Source organism: Desulfofundulus sp. JL263-se, assembly GCF_056316025.1.
Genome location: NZ_CM149993.1, coordinates 2550718 through 2573336, shown reverse-complemented (window position 1 = coordinate 2573336; position 22619 = coordinate 2550718). Strand labels below are relative to the sequence as shown.

Sequence of the window (22619 nt, the reverse complement as noted above, 5' to 3'; positions counted from 1 at the left end):
CGTGGAAGAACTTATCCCCATCAGCGCGCTGCAGCACTACGTATACTGTCCCAGGCAGTGCGCGTTAATCCACCTGGAACAGGTTTGGGAGGAAAACCTCTTCACTTTACGGGGGCGGCGGGTTCACGAGAATGTGGATCTTCCTGACGACTACAATGCGGAAGGCGTTCGAGTTGAGCTGGCCGTGCCTCTCTGGTCGGAGTGTCTGGGATTAATCGGCAGGGCGGACGTGGTAGAGTTCCTGCCGGATGGAACTCCCTATCCAGTTGAGTACAAGGCCGGTCCCCGGCGGGCCAGGCAAGCCGACGAGGTTCAGCTCTGCGCCCAGGCTCTATGCCTTGAGGAAATGCTGGGGCGGCCCGTGCTCAGGGGAGCCATGTACCATCACGGATCACGCCGGAGGCGGGAAGTTCGCTTTACTCCCGAACTCCGCTCGCAGGTGGAAAAGGTGGCCCTGGATGTGCGTATGCTGTTCTTAACAGGGTTCTTGCCTCCGCCGGCAGCCGATAATCGTTGCCGGGACTGTTCTCTGGTGGATGCCTGTATGCCCTTTGCCCTGCGCGACCTTCCTGCCTGGCTGGAGCGTGAATGGAAGTGATACATCAACTCCTGAACACCTTATATGTCCAAACTCAGGGTGCTTACATTCACCTGGATCACGATACGCTCAAGGTGGAAGTTGAGCGGGTTCCAAGACTCCAGGTGCCCCTGCATCACCTGGGAGGGCTGGCCATTTTTGGCAACGTACTTTTAAGCCCCTTTTTGATTCACCGCTTTGCCGAGGATGGCCGCACTATAATATGGTTTGACCAGAATGGCCGGTTCCGGGCCCGCCTGGCCGGGCCGGTATCCGGCAACGTCCTTTTGCGGCGTGCCCAGCACGAGGCTTATGGAGATATGTGCCGCCGCACGACTCTGGCACGCCGCTTCGTGGCCGGCAAGATTAGAAATGCCCGCCACGTACTGCTCCGGGGAATGCGCGACAACCCGGAACTTGCCTGCCGGCTTGAACCGGCCGCCCGGCAACTTGAAACAGCCCTAAAGGAAGCGAACAGCTCGGAGGATCTGGATGAAATGCGCGGAATCGAAGGCCGGGCCGCCGCCGTATACTTTTCGGTATTAAGTTCGCTCATCCTGGTGGATGATCCCGTTCTGCGCTTTGAAGTAAGAACGAAGCGGCCGCCCCGGGACCCGGTAAACGCTTTGCTCTCCTTTGCTTATGCGCTGCTGGTTAATGACTGCGTATCGGCCTGTGAGGGGGTCGGGCTTGATCCCCAGGTCGGCTACCTCCACGCCCTGCGCCCCGGCCGGCCTGCTCTGGCCCTGGACCTGATGGAGGAGTTCCGGGCCTTTTTTGCAGACCGGCTGGTGCTGACGCTCCTAAACCGTCGCCAGATAACGAAAAAAGATTTCTTGGAACGGCCGGGAGGCGCCATCCAATTGACCGACCGGGCTCGCCGAACCTTCTTGGAGGCCTATCAGAAAAGGAAACAGGAGGAGCTTACCCATCCTCTGCTGGGCCAACGGGTGCCCGTGGGGCTCCTCCCCCACATCCAAGCGCGCCTGCTGGCGCGACACCTTCGCCAGGATGCGGCCGAGTACGCGCCGTTTGTTGCCCGATGAAGCGGATGGACATCATTGTTGCCTATGACGTGAATATGGATGGCAGGGAGGGGCAGGCCCGGTTGCGGAAAGTGGCCACCATTTGCAAGAACTTTGGCCAGCGGGTTCAGTATTCTCTTTTTGAGTGCCGGGTAACACCGGCCCAGCTTGAAGAACTCATTTACAAGCTCCGAAAAGTCATCGATGAGAATCGGGACAGCTTGCGCATCTATATACTGCATGGCGGCCGGGGAAGCTCGCTAAGGGTTTACGGTCAGGACCGGTATGTAGACTTCGATGGGCCGTTGATTCTGTAAAGGCCTCCGCGGGGCATGGCTAAATTCGAGTAGCATAAGTTTACACCAGTTTTTTATGCTGGGTGAGGACCAAAACGCGTGGTGCGCGGATCCCTAGTGGAGCAGAAATCTTGGAAGTATCGCGATTAAGTATTTTAAAGGTCGCCCGGCCAGTTAGATGTGCTTGTGGCCTATCAAAAAACTCACGGGTTACCTGGTTCGCGCAGGGCGGCCCCCAAAACCGCATAGAAAAAGAAGTTATGTTGCGAACTGTTGCACCCGGCTTCCATGCCGGGTGAGGATTGAAACACAACATCCATTTCGCCGGTAACACCCAGAACCTCGCGTTGCACCCGGCTTCCATGCCGGGTGAGGATTGAAACATCCAGTAGACCATGTTGTCCAGCACGGTTCGGTGTTGCACCCGGCTTCCATGCCGGGTGAGGATTGAAACTTAAGCCGCAAGGCCCAGTAGGAGGTGTAACATAGTTGCACCCGGCTTCCATGCCGGGTGAGGATTGAAACATCGTCAAAATTATATTCCATATCCAGCTCGGCCGTTGCACCCGGCTTCCATGCCGGGTGAGGATTGAAACAGGTATACCCTGTGAACTTGGTACTATAACCTCTGTTGCACCCGGCTTCCATGCCGGGTGAGGATTGAAACATCAATCTCCCGGGCATTGAAATCGTACCTGGTCAGTTGCACCCGGCTTCCATGCCGGGTGAGGATTGAAACAAGGGCAATTTGGGCCTGTTCTGCGTTTCTGGTGGCGTTGCACCCGGCTTCCATGCCGGGTGAGGATTGAAACCGGATTGTAATGTTTCAGAGGTAGATCGTCAATTGGTTGCACCCGGCTTCCATGCCGGGTGAGGATTGAAACAGGAGGAAAAATCCTGGGCCATTTTGAACCGGCTGTTGCACCCGGCTTCCATGCCGGGTGAGGATTGAAACATAATTCTCTCGCTGGACCTCTTCAAACGTGGGTATGTTGCACCCGGCTTCCATGCCGGGTGAGGATTGAAACCCCGCATAATGCGTCAATACGGCATGTGGCTGAAGTTGCACCCGGCTTCCATGCCGGGTGAGGATTGAAACACATCGAGGGGGAATAGTAATTACTAAACAGGAAAGGTTGCACCCGGCTTCCATGCCGGGTGAGGATTGAAACGGTTGCACCCGCATACCCTCCGGCATTGTGCCCTCGTTGCACCCGGCTTCCATGCCGGGTGAGGATTGAAACAGGAGATGGGATTCCACGTTTACCGTTTTCCAATTGGGTTGCACCCGGCTTCCATGCCGGGTGAGGATTGAAACATCTTCTGTCCAGTGTTTGTTTTTGCGTAAACCCGTTGCACCCGGCTTCCATGCCGGGTGAGGATTGAAACCTGGGAACAGGTCAAAAAAATGCTTGCCGTGATAAGTTGCACCCGGCTTCCATGCCGGGTGAGGATTGAAACAATCAAATTGGGCGCAAAGCGGTTTGATATTCCTGTGTTGCACCCGGCTTCCATGCCGGGTGAGGATTGAAACATTTCCTCCCAGGTCGGCCTGTATATAATTTTCGGGGTTGCACCCGGCTTCCATGCCGGGTGAGGATTGAAACAAGGTAATAGGCAGCTCGGCCAGGAACCGCACGGTGTTGCACCCGGCTTCCATGCCGGGTGAGGATTGAAACACATTCGGTAGGAAGGCCGCGTCCGGGGTGTCCAGTTGCACCCGGCTTCCATGCCGGGTGAGGATTGAAACCGGGATATATACGGGTATTTAAACGGGTGGGTGGAGTTGCACCCGGCTTCCATGCCGGGTGAGGATTGAAACCCGTCCCTGGATTTAAATACCGGGGTGGGCACGCGGTTGCACCCGGCTTCCATGCCGGGTGAGGATTGAAACACATTCGGTAGGAAGGCCGCGTCCGGGGTGTCCAGGTTGCACCCGGCTTCCATGCCGGGTGAGGATTGAAACCTATTCCGGCATAAGAGCTGTTCCCGCCGCTTTCGTTGCACCCGACTTCCATGCCGGGTGAGGATTGAAACTTTTCGGGCCACAAGATAATTTCATCCGCATCCCTGGTTGCACCCGGCTTCCATGCCGGGTGAGGATTGAAACTTTTTTAAGAATCCGTCGGCCACCGCCGCAAGCCGCCGTTGCACCCGGCTTCCATGCCGGGTGAGGATTGAAACAGTTTCAAAATAATTTAATGGTCATAATTGGCCAGGTTGCACCCGGCTTCCATGCCGGGTGAGGATTGAAACAAACGTCGTGAGCGAATTGGCAGAAACATGCAAACAGTTGCACCCGGCTTCCATGCCGGGTGAGGATTGAAACACGCTGGCGGTTAGCAGGCAGTTGGACAAGTTGGGTTGCACCCGGCTTCCATGCCGGGTGCAACAGGAGTGCCTGCAGCCAGCCTTTACTTACAGTTATAGTTGTTTTAGGAATTTCAGGGTTTACTGATACCCTTGTTATGGAATTTGCTTTGTGCCGATAAAAATAGAGGGTACGAGGACATTTCTATCATCACCACCCGTACCCTTATCATTTTTTTAATCATTTATATGTAATATGCAGGAAACAGGAATATTTACGGCTTTAAGGAAGTGAGCACCGGTGTGTGGGCGTTATACTCTGACAGTTGACGGGCAAACGCTTATAAACCACTTTAAGCTTGCCAATGGAGAACTTAATTATAACCCGAGATATAACATTACCCCCGGGCAAGACGTGCCGGTTATTGGCACTAATGGTGGTAAAAGGAGCCTCGTCTTTATGCGCTGGGGACTTATACCCCGCTGGGCCAAAAATCCGTCCATAGGTTATAAAATGATTAATGCCAGGGCAGAAACAGTGGATAAAAAGCCGGCTTTCAGGGAATCATTTGCGCGCCGCCGCTGTCTTATCCCGGCGGATGGCTTTTATGAGTGGAAAAAGGAAAATGGCAGTAAGCGGCCGCTGCGCATTATACTGCCTGATAAAACTGTCTTTGTCTTTGCAGGTATATGGAGTTATTGGACTTTGCCCGACGGCGGTAAAATTTATTCCTGCTGCATTATTACCACTTCTGCAAGCCAGCTTATAAAAGATATTCACCACCGGATGCCGGTAATATTAGCCGATGAAAAATCCCAGGAGGCATGGTTGACTTCCAGCCGGCCCGCTGAATTAAAAAGCTTACTCCAGCCCTACCAGGGTAAAATCAGTGTCTATGAAGTTTCACCAAAAGTAAATTCACCCCGGTACGATACTCCGGAATGTATTGAAAAATACAAGTAAGGAAAAGATTTTCTACCGGGTGGGAAACCTTCCGCTGCTGCGGAAGGGCTACCCCATGGGCCTACGGCCCGGCATACATTAAATAAACAGGAAAAAGCCGTGCACCCTGCCGTCCGACAGGGTGCATTCCGGTTTGGGAGTTGTAAGGTTTAACCAAAATACGCAAACAGGTATTCTGGAACATACAGTAGCCGGTTATCCTTTGGGCCGCAGCCGCGGTCTGTGACCCGTAAGCAAGGCAGTCTGCCGGCATATGTGATCCAAGAGGAATGCTCGTGAGCAGCCTGGCCGGCAGTCTGCCCGGCCCGGGGAAAGTTTAATAAAAGGCACCGGGGGTAACCATCCTTTTATTTTAGGCCGCAGTAGCAGCCAAGGTTTTGGGCGATCGGCATCTGCCGCCCCTGCCTGGAAGGCTGCAGCTGAAATTAGGCTTTTAATTTCCTGTCCGGAACAATCATGCTGGTCGCAAGCATCCTAAAGGTCAATTGGTGCAAATGTATGTTAAGGCATATTTGGCCTTATCGAAAGCGAAAATTGTAGCGAAAGACATATCCCATCACATATTGTTGGGGACAGCATTTCTGGGAAGCATTGATTTACATTGACTTGGGGACACTTTTATTGGGGACAAATTGGGGACACAGTGGGGACAAACTTTACATTTTTGCATCCAATCATATTTACAAAACCAAAAGCAAATTTTCCGAAGCCTTATAAATCAAGCACTTTCATATTTCGCTAAACTATGCTAATTAAATATATAGGACTTCTAATCCGTCGGTCGGGGGTTCGAATCCCTCCCGGGAGGCCAGAAAAAGGCCAGACGCAGTATTTTCAATGCTTGAGCGGGCTTGTATTTCTAAACAAGCCCGCTCTTTTTATGCAAAAATCCGTTAGCCTCGAAATTTTTAGTCCGTAGGAGTGGAGATAATTAATGCCGAGAACGAAAAGAAAAATGGATTTTAATATATTGCTCAATAGGTTTCTAAACGCAAAAAAATCCGATGGGTGCGCCGCCAGAACTATCAAAGATTATGAATATCATGCTCGCAAATTTTGGGAGTGGGTACAGGAGGAAATGGAGATATACCCTTATGCTTCGTTAAAAGTACTGCACTGGGAAGATGCCGGTGGAGAGTACGTAAACAAGATGAAGCGCATCGTACGGGTGAGCACACATAAAAAAGACAACCGGTTACCTTCCAGGTTGAGGGAACACATGAGGGGAAGTAAGAATACGAGCATGTTTGGAAAATTTGTCGGCGCAGCGATAATAGGTATCGGTAGTGCAGATTATGAAGCATGGAATAAGAAAAGCTGTTTTCGTGATGTAGAGGAACAGGTTTCAAAGGTAATGGCAAAAAAATTTCAGTTCACTCCTTAACGGGTATGGCAGTATCCCGGAAGACTGGGCCCGCAAGCTAATTCGCTTTGAGGAGATAGAGGACCTGGCTGAACGCTTTGCAGGGGCTTGTGACGGTGGATGCCAGCTTATAGAAATTTTGCAGCAACGGGGAAAGGTATTTTATCTGTTTTTGTGGATTTATTTGTGGGTTTAATTGTAGATTTTAGTTTTACCTGGATGTAGTATACTAAAGAAAAACCTTGTTTTTCTTTAATAAAAGGAGAGGCGATATGTTGGGCGTTATAAGGAAAAAGACGGTTGTCAAACCGGGGAGCATAGTTGAAATTCATGTTCCTAAGTTATCTCCGGGTTCGGTGGCAGATGTTATTATCATTGTCAATGAAACCGCGAAAAAGATGAAGTCACTGTCCCAAATTATCGGTTCTGTTAAGGAGGGTTTTGCTACCCCCGAGGACGCCGATGCGTTTATTCGCCGGGAGCGTGACACATGGAAATCTTAGATAATATTCGCGGTCGAAAAGTTTATTTAGACACAAACATATTTCATCTATGCACTTGAAGGTTATGATAGGTATACAAAGGAGTTAACTAAGCTATTTGAAGCCATTGATAAAGGTAGGTTATCCGCTGCTACCAGTGAATTAACTTTAGCGGAACTGCTGGTAAAACCAATAATGGATGGTGATACTGAACGGCAAAAAGCCTACCAGGAAGCTTTAAACAGTACGGATCATTTTGAGGTACCCATCTCAAGGAATATTTTGATTTTAGCCGCCCGGTTACGTGCCAAGCTGGGAATGAAGTTACCAGATGCTATCCACTTCGCTACCGCCTGGGAGAGTTATTGTACAACGTTTATTACCAATGATATGGGTTTACGTCGCGGAGCGGATATGGGGATACATATGGTTCTTATAAACGATCTGCTTAATGGTTTCATTTGATGACAGTGGTTGTGAAAAAGATTAGCGCATAAAATGAAGGCCTTTGCCAATTTGTCAAGCAAATTTGGCAAAGGCCTTTTATTGCCGAAAAGCAGGCCCGTTAATTATGATACAACTAATGCGACTGCATTAGTAATTAAAGTGCAGAACAATTGCCCGAATACAGCATTTTCGTTGTGCAGGTGGTGGCTTTTTTAGGAAGTTAGTGGTAAATCAAAGGCCTGTTTGGTATAATTTGGAGTAGCGCCACGTCCTGGCAAGGTTGACGGAATGCGGAGCAAGAATACTGATTTCAATTAAGAAAGGAGAGAGTTCGTTAGAAAAAATACCTTCTCACGGCCGTGCTGCTCTTTTTTTGTTTGTGTAGGGCGGGAACGTGCCTTAGCCTGCAATTTGAAAAAAACTCCTGCTAACTTAACCGCCAGTACAGGGGAAAGCGTATTATTTCGCCTCGAAAGAATACCAGGCGCATAGACAGTGCGTCTTGCCCCTGAAGGATACCTCTATTATCATGTATTGCAAGTACAGGGGCAGCTAAGGAGCAGACAAAAAATCTTAAGCGCCCCTTACAAAATCTATTAAATAATGGCGAAATTATAATATGGAGAGAAAAAATTCCACTCTCGGTGAATTTGTTGCAGGTATTGAGAGTGACATTATAAAGGGGAACATGGGGCATTCCCGGCAAACCGTTATAGAATGGCGGCCTTATTATCACCTGCCCCAAAGGCGTGCAGGGGCTGGCCGCTTGCCCCTAAGGTATTTAATGGCGCGGGAAATGGCTCTGGCCAAAATATGAAGAAATTTAAAGTTTTTTACCGGGACCAGGGACCCCACAGCAAAGCTGCCAAAACAAACACCTATTTCCTTTTCCGCCCGGAGAAGGTATTTGAGCTGAATTATAAAAGTACGGGCATAGAAGTTTTCAGCTTCAGTTTTTCCAATATTTTTGCCTATACGGCTATAGAGCAGGCCCAGTGGGTGAAGTACAGGGAAAAGTAAAGGCTTGGGATTTGGAGTTCTGGCATAAAATTAAAGTGCCGTGCGGGCACAGCACAAAAATACATGAGCTTGCGCTGTTGGTTCTCCGGTGTACTATATACGGCGAACTTACCTGAAGAAGCACGTCGCAGTTTGGAGGAATAACATGGGTTGAAAAGATAACGGAAACCATCAGGCGCGTTAAAAGTCCAGCCGTTATTTTGATGATAGATTAATTTTTCCATTATTATAGGAAGCTCCCATTTTAAAGATATAAAAGTTGTGGCTCATATCGAAATTCGCAACTGGGATTAAAAATCCTTTAATTTCCGTATAATCAAAATATGTAATGGGTAAGAAAGGATGAAGCAATTGTGACATCTACAACCGGTCAAACTGTCGCATCTATCACCAAAATATTTACCTTTAACAGCGCGCATTATTTATCGAATCATCCGGGCAAATGCAGGAGTATGCACGGGCACACTTACAAGCTGGAGCTGACAATACGGGGCCCCATAGATATTGAGACAGGCATGGTTATGGACTTTGAAGATTTAAAACTTCTGGTTCAAGAACATATCGTTGATAAGCTAGACCACTGTTGCCTAAATGATGTATTGCCGTTTACACCCACTGCAGAAAACATAGCAGTATGGATTTGCCGGACACTAAAACATAAATTACCAACCCTTTATAAAGTAAAGCTCTGGGAAACGCCCACATGCTATGTGGAGGTATATGCTGCCGATGTCTAAACTGCCAGTGTACGAAATCTTTGGCCCCACTATCCAGGGAGAGGGCCTGTATTGCGGGCAGCGCACCGTGTTCCTTAGATTGGCAGGCTGTGACTACAGGTGCTCCTGGTGCGATACAAAATATGCGCAGAGTATACTTCAGGCCAAGCAGTTACTGTCCGAGGAAGAGATTGTATCATTAATAAACAAAAAATCTCAAGGAATCTCCCAAAGGGTAACCATTACAGGCGGCAACCCTTGTATTCACAATTTGGATAGACTTATAAACTTGCTTCACCGGGAAAATTACAAAATACACATTGAAACCCAGGGGTCAATAATACCGCTGTGGCTTGCGCGAGTTGACCATGTATGCCTGTCGCCCAAGCCGCCCAGTTCCGGTAACACTACTAATCTTTCAGCCTTTGATAAATTTATGTACAGCGGGACCAAAAAAGAGCTGAAGATAGTAGTCAGTAATGAAGAGGACTATCTGTACGCCAAAGAAGTATATCAAAAATATAAAAATTATCCATTTACTTTACAGGCCTGCACAAAGGGAGATCCTCTGCCAATTTTGAGATGGCTTGTTGACAGGATTTCCGCCGACCCCGACTTCGGGGATAATGTTAAAATACTGCCCCAGCTGCACGTGCTGATTGGCATAAAGTAATAATTACTCCGCATTTTCATATTCAATGGGGTCTTCAACTCCGGCCTCCCTGAATCCCTTGAGCCTGAGCCGGCAGGAATCGCACCGGCCGCAGGCTTTTTCTTTGCCCTGATAGCAGCTGGTGGTAAGGTGCAGGGGGGCGCCGTTTTGCACGCCCAGCTTAACAATTTCAGCCTTTGTAAGGGATATCAGCGGGGTTTCAATTTTTATGGCCATCCCCTTGTCGGCAGCTGCTGTCCCTAAATTTACAGCCTTCTGGAAGGCATTAATAAACTGGGGCCGGCAGTCGGGATACCCGGAGTAGTCCAGGGCGTTAATCCCAATGTATATCTTTTCTGCCTTTACGGCTTCCGCATATCCTACAGCCATGGATAAAAATACGGCATTTCTGAAGGGGACATAAGTCACGGGAATGTCTTTATCCATTTGCTCCGGGTCCCTATTGGTGGGCACGTCAATGTCGTCCGAGGTAAGGGCGCTGCTGCCAATGTCCCGGAAAAAGCCGATATCTACAACAAGGTGCCTGTGGCCGCACTCGTAAAAGTCAGCTATTTTTTTAGCCTGCTCCACTTCTTTGCTGTGCCGCTGGCCGTAGGCAAAGGTTAACGGAAAAATTCCATACCCCTCTTTTTTTGCCACTGACATGCAAACAGTACTGTCAAGCCCGCCGGATAAAACTACAACTGCTCTTTTCATTTGTTTCCCCCAATCTTTTTTTAATGATAATTAAATTATACACGAATCCATCAAATTCTTATGATAGTTATATCATTCTCATATTCACTTTATGAAGGCGTAATTACAGCAGGTTGCTTTTCAAAGATATAAGCTGTCATATCCCGTGTGGGAGCCGTTGACGGTGGAAATCTATGAAATGTGTATTACGGGCGGAACGGGTCGGGAATTGTCCCGCCAGTTGTTACACCTTGCCAGGCGTGAAAACGGTGATTTTTTTGTTTGCTGGATTTTACTGGCAATTTCAGGGCTTTTAAGTGGGCGACCATGGGGGTAATCATATCTTTAAAAAAATTCAAGCGGGGACGGTTTTTGACTCAATTCAAAGTCAAAAACCGTCCCCGCTTTCACACAGGCGGTTTGAAAAAAATTTTCGGGGCCGGAGGGCTATTATATTCTCGTAAAAATTTCGGGCGGTGAGTTGGAGGTGTAAATAAAAAAGTTTTTTTAACGAATGCCGGCAGGGGTTGGGATGTTAATAAAAGAAATTTATTGCAGGAAAATGCAACCATTTTAGAGAAATAAATAAAACAATACCACCTTTTGTATCTTGTGTTTGATAATGTGTCATAGTTGGAAGTTTTTAACGAATAGGCTCATATTTTTGTTTTGGGGGAGGAGGTTTATGATTACGCTTAAGGCTATATACAGGGTTGTCACGCCCTTGTTTGCCGGCGGGGCCGGTTCCGAACAGGCGGCGGAATTGCGCGCGCCAGCCTTTAAGGGGGCGCTTCGCTTCTGGTACCGGGCCATGGCGCTGCCGTTTCATAAAACATGGGAAAATGTTCGGAAAGCTGAACGGGAGCTGTTTGGCAGCACCGGCGGGCAAGCGGCGTTTTTGCTTAAAGTACAGTCGAAAGAGGAACCGGAGGTCGTGCTACCGGGGTATAAGTGGCAGGGGCCCGGCAGCACTTATCTCGGCTACGGCTTGATTAGGCCCGGAAAGGTTGGCATTACAACCAGGGCGTACCTGAGACAGGGATTCTGCTTCATCGCAATCCTTACTTTGCGCCCCAGGCGAGTCAAAGAAGCGGACTTGGCTGGTCTTAAAAGGGCCTTAATAGCCCTGGGCTTGTTCGGGGGGCTGGGGGCCCGCTCCCGGAGGGGCTTTGGTTCTCTTGCTCTGGAATCATTGCAGGAGGATGATCGGGAGATATGGGCCGCTCCCCGGGATGCAAATGAACTTAGAGACAAAATGAAAGTTCTGTTGCAAGAAGTATCCTTGCAAGATGAGTTGCCGGAATATTCAGCCTTCAGCTGCCACAGCCGTGTTTCCATGGTGACGTCGAAATCCGATGCTTTGTCCCTTCTGGACTACGTGGGCAGGGAAATGATTCGCTACCGCAGTTTCGGGAGGGAGAACAAGAGAAAACACGTGCTACCCTGGGGTGAGAAGGCGGAGCAAAACTTTGCTGGTGATCACGACCTGGCCTGGAGTATAGCCCAGGGCCGGGAGCCGGATTCCCACCCCCGGCGGGTGGTTTTTGGTCTACCCCATAATTATTTTTTCTTCTCTGCGAATAAGAGGGTGGAAGTCAACGCCAAAGGATCTCAGCGCCGGGCAAGCCCGCTCTTTATCCACATTCACCAGGTGACCGGGGGGTGTACCGCCGTATTTACCGTCCTGCCGGCCCGCTTTCTGCCGTGCGGCGACCAAATTGAAATGAAGGCCAAGGGGGCTGCTTCGGTAGAAGTTGCGCCCAGAGTAAAGTACGAAGATATCTACCGGTTTTTGAACCGTTTCCCCGATCGTTTGGAGGTGCTGCCGTAATGGGAGAAAAGCAGACTTTCCATTTCACCCTGGGCCCGGTACAGGGCTTTATTGCCCAGGCCCGGCGTACCCGGGACCTCTGGGCAGGCTCGTTTTTGCTTTCTTATCTTACCGGGCAGGCTATGTATACGGTGCTGGACGTGGGGGGAGAGATAATCTTTCCAACCGTAAAGGATAAACAAGGAAATATTGCAGATCCCCTGCTGGCGGCAATTAAAAGACATAAAGAAGGGGATAAGGTGGGGCAAGGTCCTGCCGTAGGTTCCCTCCCCAACCGCTTCAAGGCGCATATTCCTCCGGGCTTTAATCCCCGCTACTGCGGGCGGGTGGTGCAGCAGGCATGGGAAGAAATTGCCCGTCCAGTGTGGAACAAATTTATCGCCCCGGTGGCGGGCAGGGGCAGGGATACAGCAGGTATCTGGGAGCGCCAGGTGAAGAATTTCTGGGAAATTGCCTGGGTGGTAGGTGATAAGGATAGCTACCTGGACCGGCGCAAGAACTGGCGCAGCCACGTACCCCCGCCTGAGCCCGGCGATAAGTGTACCATCATGGGAAACCTGCAGGAAATATCGGGCTATATCCGGGCCCGGGAGCGCGGCAGACAGGATGATTTTTGGAAGACCTTACGGGAAATAACAGGCGAGATGGACTTAAGGGATGACGAGCGGCTTTGTGCCGTGGCCATCATTAAGCGGTTCTTTCCCCGGGTGGCGGAACAGGCTATAGGATGGCCTGTTACTGTCGGCTACCCTTCTACCAGTTATATAGCGGCCGTTCCCTGGTTGAGGAAAAATATACGGGATAATGAAGAACTTGCCGCTAAGTTTGTGGAAATTGCCCGCCAGGGTCGGTTGAAGGAAAGAACCTACCTGGAATCTTCCACGGAAATTTATAGTATACAGCGGGCTAAAAAAGAGCATCCCCGGGCTGCCGGCCTGGCGGAGTGTGACGGGAACTTTTTCTATGATACCACCCTCGCCAACAACCGCTTATGGCCGGAGAACACCGAAAAACAACGTAAGACTTTATGCTGCGAGTTGGAGAAATTCAAAGAGCTGCCCGATACCTTTTACGCGGTTTTGTCCATGGACGGAGACAGGCTGGGGGCATTGCTCCGGAGCGTGGAGGAAAGTGCGGTGAGCAGTGCACTGGCCCGGTTCAGTGGCCAGGTGCCGGAAATAGTTAAAAAGCATGACGGGGTGCTTATTTATGCCGGGGGGGACGACGTGTTGGCGCTATTGCCGGCGGAAGGAGGCATAAAGCTGGCTCTGGATCTGCGCGAGGCTTACAGGAGCGCCTTTAAGGACTCCGGAGTGCCGGAAGAACTGGCCACCATTTCCGCCGGGCTGGTCTATGCCCACCACCATGCCCCTCTCAAGTCCGTGCTGAAAGAGGTTCACCGCCAGCTGGATAAAGTGGCCAAGGACAGAACCGGCCGGGATAGCCTGGCGGTAAGGGTGTGGAACAGCGCCGGTCCCGGCTTGAGCTGGGCGGCCCCTTGGAACGTAGTGGCTGAGGGGAAGCCCAATCTGGTGGACGAGTTGGTAAGAGATTTTAGTGATTCTTCCCGGGCAGGCCTATATAACAGTGCTTTCTTTTATAACCTGCGCCGTCGCTTTTCCCTGTTTATGGGGGAAAAGAACCAGGTATTTGCTGATGTAGATCCGGTGGAATTGTTTGCCGCGGAATACATGCGCAGCCGGGAGCGCGACAAAGTGGATATTAACGAAGCGCGAAGGCGAATTAAGCGGCTGATGAAAATTTGCCGGCGCTATCGACGGGTAATCCCGAGACCAGGGACTAAGCCGGAAATAAAGCCGGAAGGGCTATCTGTGGCTGGTGCACTGCTGGTGCGCTTTCTGGCTGGAAGGGGGGCAAGTTAATGAAATCTAAATTATGGAAATTTACTGCCTTAGACTCTCTTTTCTTCCGAGACGGCACGCCTTATAACGCCGGGGAAGGAGGACGGGGAGATGTTACCGCCAATTTTCCTCCCTTTATAACCACCCTGCAGGGGGCTGTCCGGGCGGCACTGGCAGCCGGGCAGGGCTGGACACCGGGCAGTCCGGAAAAGTGGCCGGCGGAATTGGGGGGCCCGGAGGACCTGGGCCGGCTTGTCTTAAGAGGGCCTTACTTGTGCCGGGATAAAGAAGTGCTATTTCCGGCCCCCCTTCTGTTTTTACAGAAAGGAGATGGAGAAGACGTTACTTTAACCCGACTGGTACCGGGGGAAGAGGTTAACTGTGACCTGGGGCGGGTGCGCCTGCCCGAGCCCCGGCCTCCCCTGGAGGGGGCCGGCCCGCCTGAGGGGGAGTGGCTGAGGCGGGCCGGGCTAGAGGCCATATTGGCCGGGGGCCTGCCTGGTAAGAATGATATCGTACACCAGGACCGGCTGTGGCACCGGGAAAGCCGGGTGGGTATAGAACTAAATGAAAATTCCCGCACGGCAGAAGACAGTAAACTCTATTCCTGCGTGCATGTCAGGCCGGAGAAAAGTGTCACCCTGGCCGTTTCAGTTTCCGGGGTGCCGGAAAACTGGTACCGGGACGTGCCGCCCCTGGTACCCCTGGGAGGTGAAGGGCGCCTGGCCCGGGTTGAAATTTCAGATACTGAAATAGGTTTACCGCCCGCGCCCGAATTGCATCCGGTGAAGGGTAAGATTCATTTTACCGTTATATTAATTACGCCGGGATACTATGATGATGTTTCTTCTGCCGCAAGAAACGGCCCACCGGATGTTCCAGGCCGGTGTATTTCTGCCTGCACGGGCAGGGTGCAGCAGGTGGGGGGCTGGGACATAGTAAACCGCCGCCCCCGCCCGCTCTGTCCGGTGGTTCCTGCGGGAAGCACGTGGTTTTTTGAGGCCGGGGAGGAGCAATTGGAAAATATTATTTCGCTACATGGCCAGTGCGTTGGTGCAAAAACCGAGTACGGGTTCGGACAAATAGTTATTGGACGCTGGGGGGATGAAAAATGAAAAATATGATTTTGGGCCTGCTGGCCGAGACAAGCCTGCATCCCGGTGCTGAGCAAAGTACAGGGGCGGTAGACCTGCCGGTGGCCCGGGAATCGTCTACGGGTTACCCGGTTATTGTGGGTTCCAGCCTGAAAGGTGCACTGCGGGATATGGCGCGCCAGCGGAAGTTAAAAAATATAGATGAAGTATTCGGGTCACCGGACGGGGCCGGCGGTGTGGCCGTCACCGATGCCCGGCTGCTGTTGTTGCCGGTGCGCTCCCTTACCGGCCATTTTAAACTGGTAACCTGCCCCTATCTCCTGGAGCGTTTCCAGCGAGACCGGGAGCTGGTGGGCCTGCCTGTTTCTTTTAAAATACCTGGCCCTAAAAAGGAACAGGCAATCGGGGTCGGCGAAGGGCCCCTATTCTTGGAAGAAATTTCCTTTCAGATGGTTGTCGAAGATATTTCTCCCGTGGCACAGGCCATTGAGCCCTTGATTCGCCACCAAGCAGTCCGGGAGCGGCTGCCCGGGCAGCTAACCATTCTCAGCGACGACGAATTCAGCCATTTTGCCGCTTACGGGCTTCAAGTTAATGCCCGCAATAATCTGGAAGAGGATACGAAAATCAGTAAAAATCTCTGGTACGAGGAGACTTTGCCTCCCGACACTCTGTTTTACAGCCTGTTAATGCCGCGACCGGGCAAAGAAGGTGTCCTGGAAAACATCAAGCAACTGTTTACCGGGCGGCCCTATTTGCAAGTGGGGGGTAACGAAACCGTGGGACAAGGTTGGTGTACAGTGGCCTGGATTGAAGGAGAGGTGGGCGACAATGCCTAGGACCTTGGAACAGAAAAGGGCGGCGGACGCTTACCAAAGGGTTAAACAGCTGGAAAGGGAAAAAGATGCTAATTTTAAAAAAAGTTATGCCTCTTACGTTGAAAGCCTACCGGCCACTATTCTGGCCAACGGCCTGGGCCAGGCGGCCGCAACTTTATTGGCCGCCACCAAAGGAAAAGATGATGACGCCCACTTGGTGCTTTACAAACACCTTGAAACGTGGCTGTGCCGGGAAGATAGCCAGGCTCCATATCCCGGGGCGGGGAATTTAATGGAAGCCATTATTGGCCAGGACAGGGAGGCTTACCTTCATGCCCGGGCCGAGGCCCTGGCCTGGCTTACCTGGCTTAAAAAATTTGCCTCGGCTTTCTTGAAGCCGCCGGAAGGTGATTTGGAATGACTCTTCCCCTGTACAGAAATCATAGCGCTCCTGAAAAGTTTAACACAGGCTTTAACGCCGGGCTATGGTATGATAAGTTCTGCCATGCTTGGAGACAGGAAAAGGGCTTCTGGACGTTGCAGCCTGAGAGGCGGGATAAAAATAAAAACCCCAAGGCCAGGTGGATTAAAACTGTAACCGGGGCTAGAATCGGTGACGCCGGTCGCATCGGAGAAATAGTGTCCCGCCAGGTGGGCCTGGTATCGGCTTTGAGAGGGAAAGTGCGCGTTTTCGTCACTGTGTGGCGTTTTGTTACTGGCCTGGGGCGGGAGCATCCGGTGGAAAACGGCTTTGCCTGGCACCCCACCCTGGGCACCCCTTATCTGCCCGGGTCATCCGTAAAGGGACTGGTGCGGTTCTGGGCCCGAGAATGGATGGAAGATGCTGATAACATAACCGTTAACCGCATATTCGGCTCCAATAAAGGCGAGAAGCGGGCGGGCAGTGTTATATTTTTTGATGCCCTGCCTTTATCTCCCGTGCAGTTGGAAGTTGATGTAATGACGCCCCATTATTCCAAATATTACCGGGGCGAAGGGCCGCCCGGGGATTGGTTAAGCCCTGAGCCCATACAGTTTCTAACCGTGGCCCCGGGGCAGAATTTTCTCTTTACTCTGGCGCCCCGGTTTCCGGAACGGGAGGAATCTTTAAGGGATGTGGATGTGGCGGCGGAGTGGCTGGAAAGTGCCCTGTCTACGGCGGGAGCCGGTGCAAAAACGGCGGCCGGCTACGGCCGATTTGCCCGCCGGCAGAAGGCGGAAAAGAAGCTGGTGCAGAAGCAGCAGGAAAGGGAAGCAAGGGAAAGGGAAGAAGTGCGCCGCCGGGCCATGAGTCCCCTGCGCCGGGAAATGGAGGATGATGGCTATAGCACGGACCCCGACGTTTTCATGGAAAAGTTGACCACAAAGTGGCTGGTCCGTATGGAGGCTGGGGAAACTCCGCCCGGAGAGCGGGCGGAGATCGCTTGTCTCCTGGCCAGCTGGTATATGGAATACAAGCCGGGCCAGTGGAGAAAGCCGAATAAGAAAAATAAGGAAAAAATTAAAAAGATAAAAAAGGTAATCGCCCCGACAACCTGCTGAGGCTGTTAAATATTTGAAGAAAAAGACCCGTGGGTTTTGACTGCCTACCGCTATCCCCATGCAAATTGACCCGGTGGAATTGTGGGATCTCCCCGTGCTGTTGGGCATGGGGGGCAACAAGGAACTGGGCTTAATCCATTACCGCCGGCTGGCAGGTGCATTTAAAGCGGGCATTAATAGAGGAAAAGATTTCCCTCTGTTGAAATATTTCCTGGAAGGATGTTTCGGCGGGGGGTTTTTATGGATAAGCACGTTAAAAAAAGTGACCGGATAGCCGAAAGGCGCAAAAAAATTCTGGAGTTTTTAGCAGTCGGTGAAGGACAGGCCGGTTATGGCTATATCACAAAAAAACTTAACGAATGCGGGTACAAGGTGGGGGAGAGAAGTGTACGGGGTGACTGCAGGCGCCTGATTGAACAGGGACTGGCGGTAAAAGTGAAAAAAGGGGTGGCCATAACCGGAGAAGGACGAAATTTCTTAAAGTCAGGGGACATTCCTGAAGAAGGAATAAAAGAAAAATATCTTAAACAGGTGGCCATACTCAAATTTCTCTATGACAGCGAAATGAGAGCAGGTATAAAGGGCTTGCTGCCCAGGGAAATTGCCCGCCGGGAGGGTATGGGTAGTGAGGATACGGTTAAGGACATCTTGCAGAAAATGGCGGGGGAAGGGCTGGTGGTGCAGGAAGGTGACCGCTGGCGCTTGGGCCCGGACTTCCCGCGCCCGCTTTCTGTAGAGGGTAAAAATGCCCGCATGCTCTATGAGTACCTGAACACCGTTTCCGGTTTGGTGCCGCTGCCCCCTGACCTGGCGATGCTGAAAAGCAAGCTGGCCCCTCTGCTGGTGATGCCCCGGCGCGACCGGTGGCGGGAGGAGTTGGTTAAATTGGTGGAGCGCGTTATCGTGCACGGCAGGGGGGCGGGAGAGAACTGTGATATTCTGCAAGTTATGGCCCTGGTGGAAGAGGCTGTTTTCAGCCGCCGGGTTATTTACGCTGTCTACCGGGGACGCCGCATAAAACTTTGTCCCCTGGGTGTTGTTTACCACTGGGAAAAGGGACAATGGTACGTCATTGCTCAAAACCCTGCCCACAAAACAATAATGGCTTATCTCTTAAGCCGCTTTTCCCGAGTAAAAACAGGCGGTGAAACTTTTAACTGGCCCGAAGGCTTCGACCTGAAGAAATATTTGGCCAGCCGATGGGGAATCAGCAGTGACGGAGAAATCGAAGTCGCGGTACGGTTTAAAAACACCGGCTGGCATCCTACTGCCCTGGATAAACTGCGGGGGGATGTTTCCCGCCGGCTGACCTGCCATAAATACTGCCGGCTGGAACAACAGCCTGACGGCTCAGTAATTTTACATGATAAAGTGGCAGGACTGTCGGAATTTGCCGCCTGGCTTAGAAGTTACGGTGATGCCGCCGAAGTGCTGAATCCCGATTCTTTGCGCCGAATGATGGCCGGGACGGGCGAAAAAATGTTTAAGAGATACGGCCAGGGAGGTATGGCCGGTGAGCAGTAAAGTATTGCAGCGTCTCATAGCTATCCTTACCACCCTGGAGGCCCATCCCCAGGGGCTCAGCGCCGCCGAGCTGGCAAAAATAACGGGCTACTCGGAGGGCCTTGTTTTAAAGGACCTCAACCAGATATCTTTGTATACCGATATGGGCAGCCATTTTACCCTTTACCCTGACGAAGTGGAAGATGCCTCCGGGGAAGACGGTGAATATGATGCACCTGTGGATGCTCCGATAGATTATATGATTGATGACCCTCATATTAAGTGGAATTTGACAGTTAACGTCGACCCGTATCCCGCTCTGAGCTTAAGCCCCCGGGAAGCCATGGCCCTTTTGTGGCTGTTTGAGGAGTTTCCCCCGCCGGGGCGGCTGCATGATTTACGGGATAAACTGGTTGCCCACCTTCTGCCCGGTGAAGAAATTGCCATGGCCAGAGAAATGCTTCGCAGTTTACATACTCAGGGCGGAGTCACTTTAGTAGAAAGCAAGTATCTTGATTTGCTCCGGGAAGCGGTATTGGGGGAAAATAAAATTAAACTTAAATATTACGCCAGAAACTTGGGTGAGGAAGTAGTATGGCTGCTCTGGCCTCTGGGGCTGGTGTTTCATACTGGAAGCGGTATCTGGTACCTGGTGGCCCGGCGGGAAGATTCGGGAGAAATTGTAGTTTGTCACCTGGAAAGAATACACAGGGTAGAAGTATTGGACAAAAAATTTACTTATCCGGAGGATTTTTCCCTGAGCCAGTACCTGCGGCTGCGCTGGGGCATGGACATGAGCCCTCCGGAGGTTGTAAAAGTTCGTTTTTATAACGAGGCCAATGTTGTAGAAAAAGTGCTGAGGGAATTTAGATGCCGGGGATTGCCCGAGCCCGCGCGGCTGCCTGACGGTTCGCTGGAGTACCATGGCGAGATTCTGGGGGTTTACAACTTTGCCAAGTGGGTGCTGTCCTTTGGTTCTTCGGCCGAAGTGCTGGAGCCGGAATGGCTGAGAAAGGAAATGGTTGAAATTGCCCGGGGTTGGTGCCGGCTGTACGGGAACGGAAGAATTATAAAATAATTTCCGCCGGGCAGAATTTTTTGAAAAATTTTTTGCTCTAACTCTAAAAAGACTATATTTAAAATTTCTGTGTTCTAAATGATGACAGGGGGGGAAGATGTTTAAAAAAACGTGTCCTAATTGCGGAAAAGCATCTTTCAGTGCTGCTGACAGGGGAAAGTGGTACTGCCCTTACTGCAACAAGGATCTGACCGGTGAAAAATCCGAACCCATAGATGCTGTCGGGGACAGGGATGATAAAAAGAATCCTGACAGGGAATGATTTGGCAGCATGAAAATCCCTGTAGGCAAGCAGGAAAGTCGCGTCAGCGGTGAATCATAGAACTAGAAAAGCTTTTTGGGAATGCGGGAATTGAAACTCTATAATGTTGGGGGCTTGGTGGTAATGACCTGCTAATTGAGGCTCAGGATAAGCACATTACGGTGACCAAGCCCCCACCGCCTTGATAGCTATGAAAAGCGTGCCGAATACTTGTATTTTATAACAAGAGACGGCGGGCCCGTGTCAGGTGACAATGTGCCTCCGGAAATTCCCGCGCGCATTTACTTTGAAATGGATATTGATAGAGATGCCGCCGGTTCCTATGGTTTCGTCATAAAATATCAAGATTGTGTGAGCCGATAAAAAGTCCTTACGCTTCAGGATTGAGAGCGAGATGGACGTGGTTATTAACGGGTTGAAAAAGCCGCTTATGTTTTTACAGATTGTTGCATCCTGAAAATCCCTCTGGAGTTATTTTTCTGTTTATCATACACTTCGACAGGTACAAGCAGGTGGGCTTCACGGGAACCTGCACCTTTGTGGCTCGCCGGGAGGGGGACGACATAATGCTCAGCGTGTTGTATATGCTGGCGGAATATGCCTTTTATGCTGGAGTGGGGTGCAAAATTACCATGGGTATGGGCCAGGCAAGGGTGATAAATGAGCATGTTTATGGTTTAACGGGGGTTGGTTGAAATGTCCGAACAGATTAAAGCCATGATAATTTCCGTCGGCGGTTCACCGGAACCTATTATCGTTACGATAAACGAACACCGTCCCGAGCTTATATGTTTCTTTGCCTCCGAGCAAAGCGTCGATAAAATATGGGAAATAAAAAACGGCGTCGAACACTCCTTTACGGATCGGAAAGTGCTGGTAACCGACCCGCAGGATTTACTTGAGTGCTATAGGAAAAGCTTGGAATGTATAGAGCGTGTCCGCGAGGCCGGTTACAAAAGCGGCGAAGTGCTGGTGGATTTTACAGGCGGCACCAAGCCCATGTCGGGGACGCTCCTTTCCGTTAGCCTTGCTGAAGGTTATAATTTCTCTTATGTAGGCGGAACGGCCAGGGATAAAAACAGCCTTGGGGTAGTAAAAACAGGCTCTGAAAAAATTATTCGCGGTCCCAATCCCTGGAACCTCTATGCGGTTGATCACCGGAAAAAGCTTTGCCTGTATTTTAACCGCTACCAGTTTGCTGCCTGCCAGCAAATAATCAATGAGGCCCTGGAGAATTGTAGGCCTAATTCTCAAGAGAAAGAATTGTTTAAGGGTTTAAATTGTATTGTAAATGGCTACTACGAATGGGACAGATTTGAACATAAAAAGGCCCGTGAGCTTTTGAAAGAAGGGCGTGACATTCTAGATATATTTGTCAGGCTGACGGGTCATAAGGATTTAAGGAAATTTGTGGTGGGATTATCTGCCAACCTTGATTACTTGAATAACTTTGCCTGCGATACCAGGGGTTTTAATCAATTATCTCGCTGGCATATTCTAGACTTGCTGGGCAATGCCCACCGGCGACATGAAGAGGGGCGTTATGACGATGCTGTGGCCAGGTTGTACCGCGCATTGGAAATGTGTGCCCAGTGGAAATTACTGGCGGGCCACGGTATTAACACGTCAAAAGTGCCTGCAAAAAAGGTACCTGAAGAAATGAGAGAATTATACGTTTCAAAATATGGCCAGGGTGAAGTGCTGAAGTTACCGCTGGCGGCCTCGTACGGTTTGCTGCATGCATTGGGTGACGCAATGGGAGAAGTATATATGAGCTTTAAAAAGGAAATTGATCAAATATTGGCAACCCGCAACAATTCTATCCTGGCCCATGGTATTCAGCCGGTAGGCGCCAAGCCGTACAAAAAATTTATGGCCAAAGTTATGGAGATTTGCGGCATAACTGAAGATGAAATTCCAGTATTTCCCGAGCTGCAGGTATAAGCTTATATAGTCGCGGGAATCTCCAGTGGGCAGATAAATCCCGAGGGTCCCTGGTAGACATGTTAACTTAAAGTCAAAAAGATAATAATTTCCCTACGGGAATAGAAATGCTGGCTTATCTTTTCAAAAACCTCATA

The 22619-nt window shown here is 50.6% G+C and carries 24 protein-coding genes and 1 CRISPR repeat array; of the genes, 23 read left to right on the top strand and 1 reads right to left on the bottom strand.

Annotated features, from left to right (window positions below; all coding sequences use genetic code 11):
* Nucleotide 1 precedes the first annotated feature (1 nt).
* The 11 genes from cas4 (at nt 2) to queE (ending at nt 9873) form a co-directional block, all read left to right on the top strand.
* Nucleotides 2-598, top strand: coding sequence for a CRISPR-associated protein Cas4 (gene cas4 / locus ACX4JR_RS13325; RefSeq protein ID WP_476058513.1), 597 nt, complete (start codon nt 2-4; stop codon nt 596-598).
* On the top strand, nt 595-1623 hold the full coding sequence (gene cas1c / locus ACX4JR_RS13320; RefSeq protein WP_476058512.1) for a type I-C CRISPR-associated endonuclease Cas1c: 1029 nt from the start codon (nt 595-597) through the stop codon (nt 1621-1623). Before cas4 ends, cas1c begins: the two co-directional genes overlap by 4 nt.
* A complete protein-coding gene (gene cas2, locus ACX4JR_RS13315) occupies nt 1620-1919 on the top strand; it encodes a CRISPR-associated endonuclease Cas2 (RefSeq protein WP_476058511.1) in 300 nt (99 codons plus the stop codon). Before cas1c ends, cas2 begins: the two co-directional genes overlap by 4 nt.
* A 251-nt stretch (nt 1920-2170) precedes the next feature.
* Nucleotides 2171-4227: direct repeats of the CRISPR family, unit length 37 nt; unit sequence GTTGCACCCGGCTTCCATGCCGGGTGAGGATTGAAAC.
* Between the two features lie 282 nt (nt 4228-4509).
* Entirely contained in the window at nt 4510-5172 is a 663-nt protein-coding gene (locus ACX4JR_RS13310) for an SOS response-associated peptidase (RefSeq protein ID WP_476058510.1), read from the top strand.
* 934 nt (nt 5173-6106) lie between these two features.
* Nucleotides 6107-6556 carry a hypothetical protein gene (locus ACX4JR_RS13305; protein ID WP_476058509.1) on the top strand — a complete coding sequence of 150 codons (450 nt, stop codon included), beginning with the start codon at nt 6107-6109 and terminating at the stop codon, nt 6554-6556.
* A gap of 251 nt (nt 6557-6807) precedes the next feature.
* Nucleotides 6808-7038, top strand: coding sequence for a hypothetical protein (locus ACX4JR_RS13300; RefSeq protein ID WP_476058508.1), 231 nt, complete (start codon nt 6808-6810; stop codon nt 7036-7038).
* Nucleotides 7039-7083: 45 nt separating this feature from the next.
* On the top strand, nt 7084-7482 hold the full coding sequence (locus ACX4JR_RS13295) for a type II toxin-antitoxin system VapC family toxin (protein ID WP_476060565.1): 399 nt from the start codon (nt 7084-7086) through the stop codon (nt 7480-7482).
* 601 nt (nt 7483-8083) lie between these two features.
* Nucleotides 8084-8281, top strand: a complete 198-nt coding sequence (locus ACX4JR_RS13290) for a hypothetical protein (RefSeq protein WP_476058507.1) — start codon at nt 8084-8086, stop codon at nt 8279-8281.
* Entirely contained in the window at nt 8278-8484 is a 207-nt protein-coding gene (locus ACX4JR_RS13285; protein WP_476058506.1) for a hypothetical protein, read from the top strand. Before ACX4JR_RS13290 ends, ACX4JR_RS13285 begins: the two co-directional genes overlap by 4 nt.
* Before the next feature lie 353 nt (nt 8485-8837).
* On the top strand, nt 8838-9221 hold the full coding sequence (gene queD / locus ACX4JR_RS13280; RefSeq protein WP_476058505.1) for a 6-carboxytetrahydropterin synthase QueD: 384 nt from the start codon (nt 8838-8840) through the stop codon (nt 9219-9221).
* A complete protein-coding gene (queE, locus tag ACX4JR_RS13275) occupies nt 9214-9873 on the top strand; it encodes a 7-carboxy-7-deazaguanine synthase QueE (protein ID WP_476058504.1) in 660 nt (219 codons plus the stop codon). The genes queD and queE overlap by 8 nt, the downstream gene beginning before the upstream one ends.
* Before the next feature lie 3 nt (nt 9874-9876).
* Here queE and queC read toward each other — a convergent pair whose 3' ends face one another.
* On the bottom strand, nt 9877-10569 hold the full coding sequence (queC, locus tag ACX4JR_RS13270; protein ID WP_476058503.1) for a 7-cyano-7-deazaguanine synthase QueC: 693 nt from the start codon (nt 10567-10569) through the stop codon (nt 9877-9879).
* A gap of 664 nt (nt 10570-11233) precedes the next feature.
* Here queC and cmr1 point away from each other — a divergent pair.
* The 12 genes from cmr1 (at nt 11234) to ACX4JR_RS13210 (ending at nt 22482) form a co-directional block, all read left to right on the top strand.
* Nucleotides 11234-12379 carry a type III-B CRISPR module RAMP protein Cmr1 gene (gene cmr1, locus ACX4JR_RS13265; RefSeq protein ID WP_476058502.1) on the top strand — a complete coding sequence of 382 codons (1146 nt, stop codon included), beginning with the start codon at nt 11234-11236 and terminating at the stop codon, nt 12377-12379.
* Nucleotides 12379-14262 carry a type III-B CRISPR-associated protein Cas10/Cmr2 gene (cas10, locus tag ACX4JR_RS13260; RefSeq protein ID WP_476058501.1) on the top strand — a complete coding sequence of 628 codons (1884 nt, stop codon included), beginning with the start codon at nt 12379-12381 and terminating at the stop codon, nt 14260-14262. The genes cmr1 and cas10 overlap by 1 nt, the downstream gene beginning before the upstream one ends.
* Nucleotides 14262-15356, top strand: coding sequence for a type III-B CRISPR module-associated Cmr3 family protein (locus tag ACX4JR_RS13255; RefSeq protein ID WP_476058500.1), 1095 nt, complete (start codon nt 14262-14264; stop codon nt 15354-15356). The genes cas10 and ACX4JR_RS13255 overlap by 1 nt, the downstream gene beginning before the upstream one ends.
* The gene (gene cmr4, locus ACX4JR_RS13250) at nt 15353-16174 is read left to right on the top strand and encodes a type III-B CRISPR module RAMP protein Cmr4 (protein WP_476058499.1); all 822 of its coding nucleotides are present in this window, start codon (nt 15353-15355) and stop codon (nt 16172-16174) included. Before ACX4JR_RS13255 ends, cmr4 begins: the two co-directional genes overlap by 4 nt.
* On the top strand, nt 16167-16574 hold the full coding sequence (gene cmr5, locus ACX4JR_RS13245; protein WP_476058498.1) for a type III-B CRISPR module-associated protein Cmr5: 408 nt from the start codon (nt 16167-16169) through the stop codon (nt 16572-16574). The genes cmr4 and cmr5 overlap by 8 nt, the downstream gene beginning before the upstream one ends.
* Nucleotides 16571-17695: a type III-B CRISPR module RAMP protein Cmr6 gene (gene cmr6, locus ACX4JR_RS13240; RefSeq protein WP_476058497.1), complete on the top strand. Its 1125-nt coding sequence runs from the start codon at nt 16571-16573 to the stop codon at nt 17693-17695. The genes cmr5 and cmr6 overlap by 4 nt, the downstream gene beginning before the upstream one ends.
* Nucleotides 17696-17753: 58 nt before the next feature.
* Nucleotides 17754-17969 (top strand): hypothetical protein, encoded by a 216-nt coding sequence (locus tag ACX4JR_RS13235; protein ID WP_476058496.1) that lies wholly within the window; start codon nt 17754-17756, stop codon nt 17967-17969.
* The gene (locus tag ACX4JR_RS13230; protein WP_476058495.1) at nt 17936-19219 is read left to right on the top strand and encodes a helix-turn-helix transcriptional regulator; all 1284 of its coding nucleotides are present in this window, start codon (nt 17936-17938) and stop codon (nt 19217-19219) included. The genes ACX4JR_RS13235 and ACX4JR_RS13230 overlap by 34 nt, the downstream gene beginning before the upstream one ends.
* Complete coding sequence (locus tag ACX4JR_RS13225; protein WP_476058494.1) at nt 19209-20276, top strand: helix-turn-helix transcriptional regulator; 1068 nt, start codon at nt 19209-19211, stop codon at nt 20274-20276. Before ACX4JR_RS13230 ends, ACX4JR_RS13225 begins: the two co-directional genes overlap by 11 nt.
* 97 nt (nt 20277-20373) lie before the next feature.
* Complete coding sequence (locus ACX4JR_RS13220; RefSeq protein WP_476058493.1) at nt 20374-20538, top strand: hypothetical protein; 165 nt, start codon at nt 20374-20376, stop codon at nt 20536-20538.
* 446 nt (nt 20539-20984) lie between these two features.
* Entirely contained in the window at nt 20985-21233 is a 249-nt protein-coding gene (gene cas6, locus ACX4JR_RS13215) for a CRISPR system precrRNA processing endoribonuclease RAMP protein Cas6 (RefSeq protein ID WP_476058492.1), read from the top strand.
* Between the two features lies 1 nt (nt 21234).
* Nucleotides 21235-22482: a TIGR02710 family CRISPR-associated CARF protein gene (locus ACX4JR_RS13210; RefSeq protein WP_476058491.1), complete on the top strand. Its 1248-nt coding sequence runs from the start codon at nt 21235-21237 to the stop codon at nt 22480-22482.
* Nucleotides 22483-22619 lie beyond the last annotated feature (137 nt).

Bases quoted from the DNA above. Each gene is read 5' to 3' on its own strand.
- cas2 (WP_476058511.1), top strand. From the start codon at position 1,620: ATGAAGCGGATGGACATCATTGTTGCCTATGACGTGAATATGGATGGC.
- ACX4JR_RS13305 (WP_476058509.1), top strand. From the start codon at position 6,107: ATGCCGAGAACGAAAAGAAAAATGGATTTTAATATATTGCTCAATAGG.
- ACX4JR_RS13300 (WP_476058508.1), top strand. From the start codon at position 6,808: ATGTTGGGCGTTATAAGGAAAAAGACGGTTGTCAAACCGGGGAGCATA.
- ACX4JR_RS13290 (WP_476058507.1), top strand. From the start codon at position 8,084: ATGGAGAGAAAAAATTCCACTCTCGGTGAATTTGTTGCAGGTATTGAG.
- ACX4JR_RS13285 (WP_476058506.1), top strand. From the start codon at position 8,278: ATGAAGAAATTTAAAGTTTTTTACCGGGACCAGGGACCCCACAGCAAA.
- queE (WP_476058504.1), top strand. From the start codon at position 9,214: ATGTCTAAACTGCCAGTGTACGAAATCTTTGGCCCCACTATCCAGGGA.
- queC (WP_476058503.1), bottom strand. From the start codon at position 10,569: ATGAAAAGAGCAGTTGTAGTTTTATCCGGCGGGCTTGACAGTACTGTT.
- cmr1 (WP_476058502.1), top strand. From the start codon at position 11,234: ATGATTACGCTTAAGGCTATATACAGGGTTGTCACGCCCTTGTTTGCC.
- cas10 (WP_476058501.1), top strand. From the start codon at position 12,379: ATGGGAGAAAAGCAGACTTTCCATTTCACCCTGGGCCCGGTACAGGGC.
- ACX4JR_RS13255 (WP_476058500.1), top strand. From the start codon at position 14,262: ATGAAATCTAAATTATGGAAATTTACTGCCTTAGACTCTCTTTTCTTC.
- cmr4 (WP_476058499.1), top strand. From the start codon at position 15,353: ATGAAAAATATGATTTTGGGCCTGCTGGCCGAGACAAGCCTGCATCCC.
- cmr5 (WP_476058498.1), top strand. From the start codon at position 16,167: ATGCCTAGGACCTTGGAACAGAAAAGGGCGGCGGACGCTTACCAAAGG.
- cmr6 (WP_476058497.1), top strand. From the start codon at position 16,571: ATGACTCTTCCCCTGTACAGAAATCATAGCGCTCCTGAAAAGTTTAAC.
- ACX4JR_RS13235 (WP_476058496.1), top strand. From the start codon at position 17,754: ATGCAAATTGACCCGGTGGAATTGTGGGATCTCCCCGTGCTGTTGGGC.
- ACX4JR_RS13230 (WP_476058495.1), top strand. From the start codon at position 17,936: ATGGATAAGCACGTTAAAAAAAGTGACCGGATAGCCGAAAGGCGCAAA.
- ACX4JR_RS13220 (WP_476058493.1), top strand. From the start codon at position 20,374: ATGTTTAAAAAAACGTGTCCTAATTGCGGAAAAGCATCTTTCAGTGCT.
- ACX4JR_RS13210 (WP_476058491.1), top strand. From the start codon at position 21,235: ATGTCCGAACAGATTAAAGCCATGATAATTTCCGTCGGCGGTTCACCG.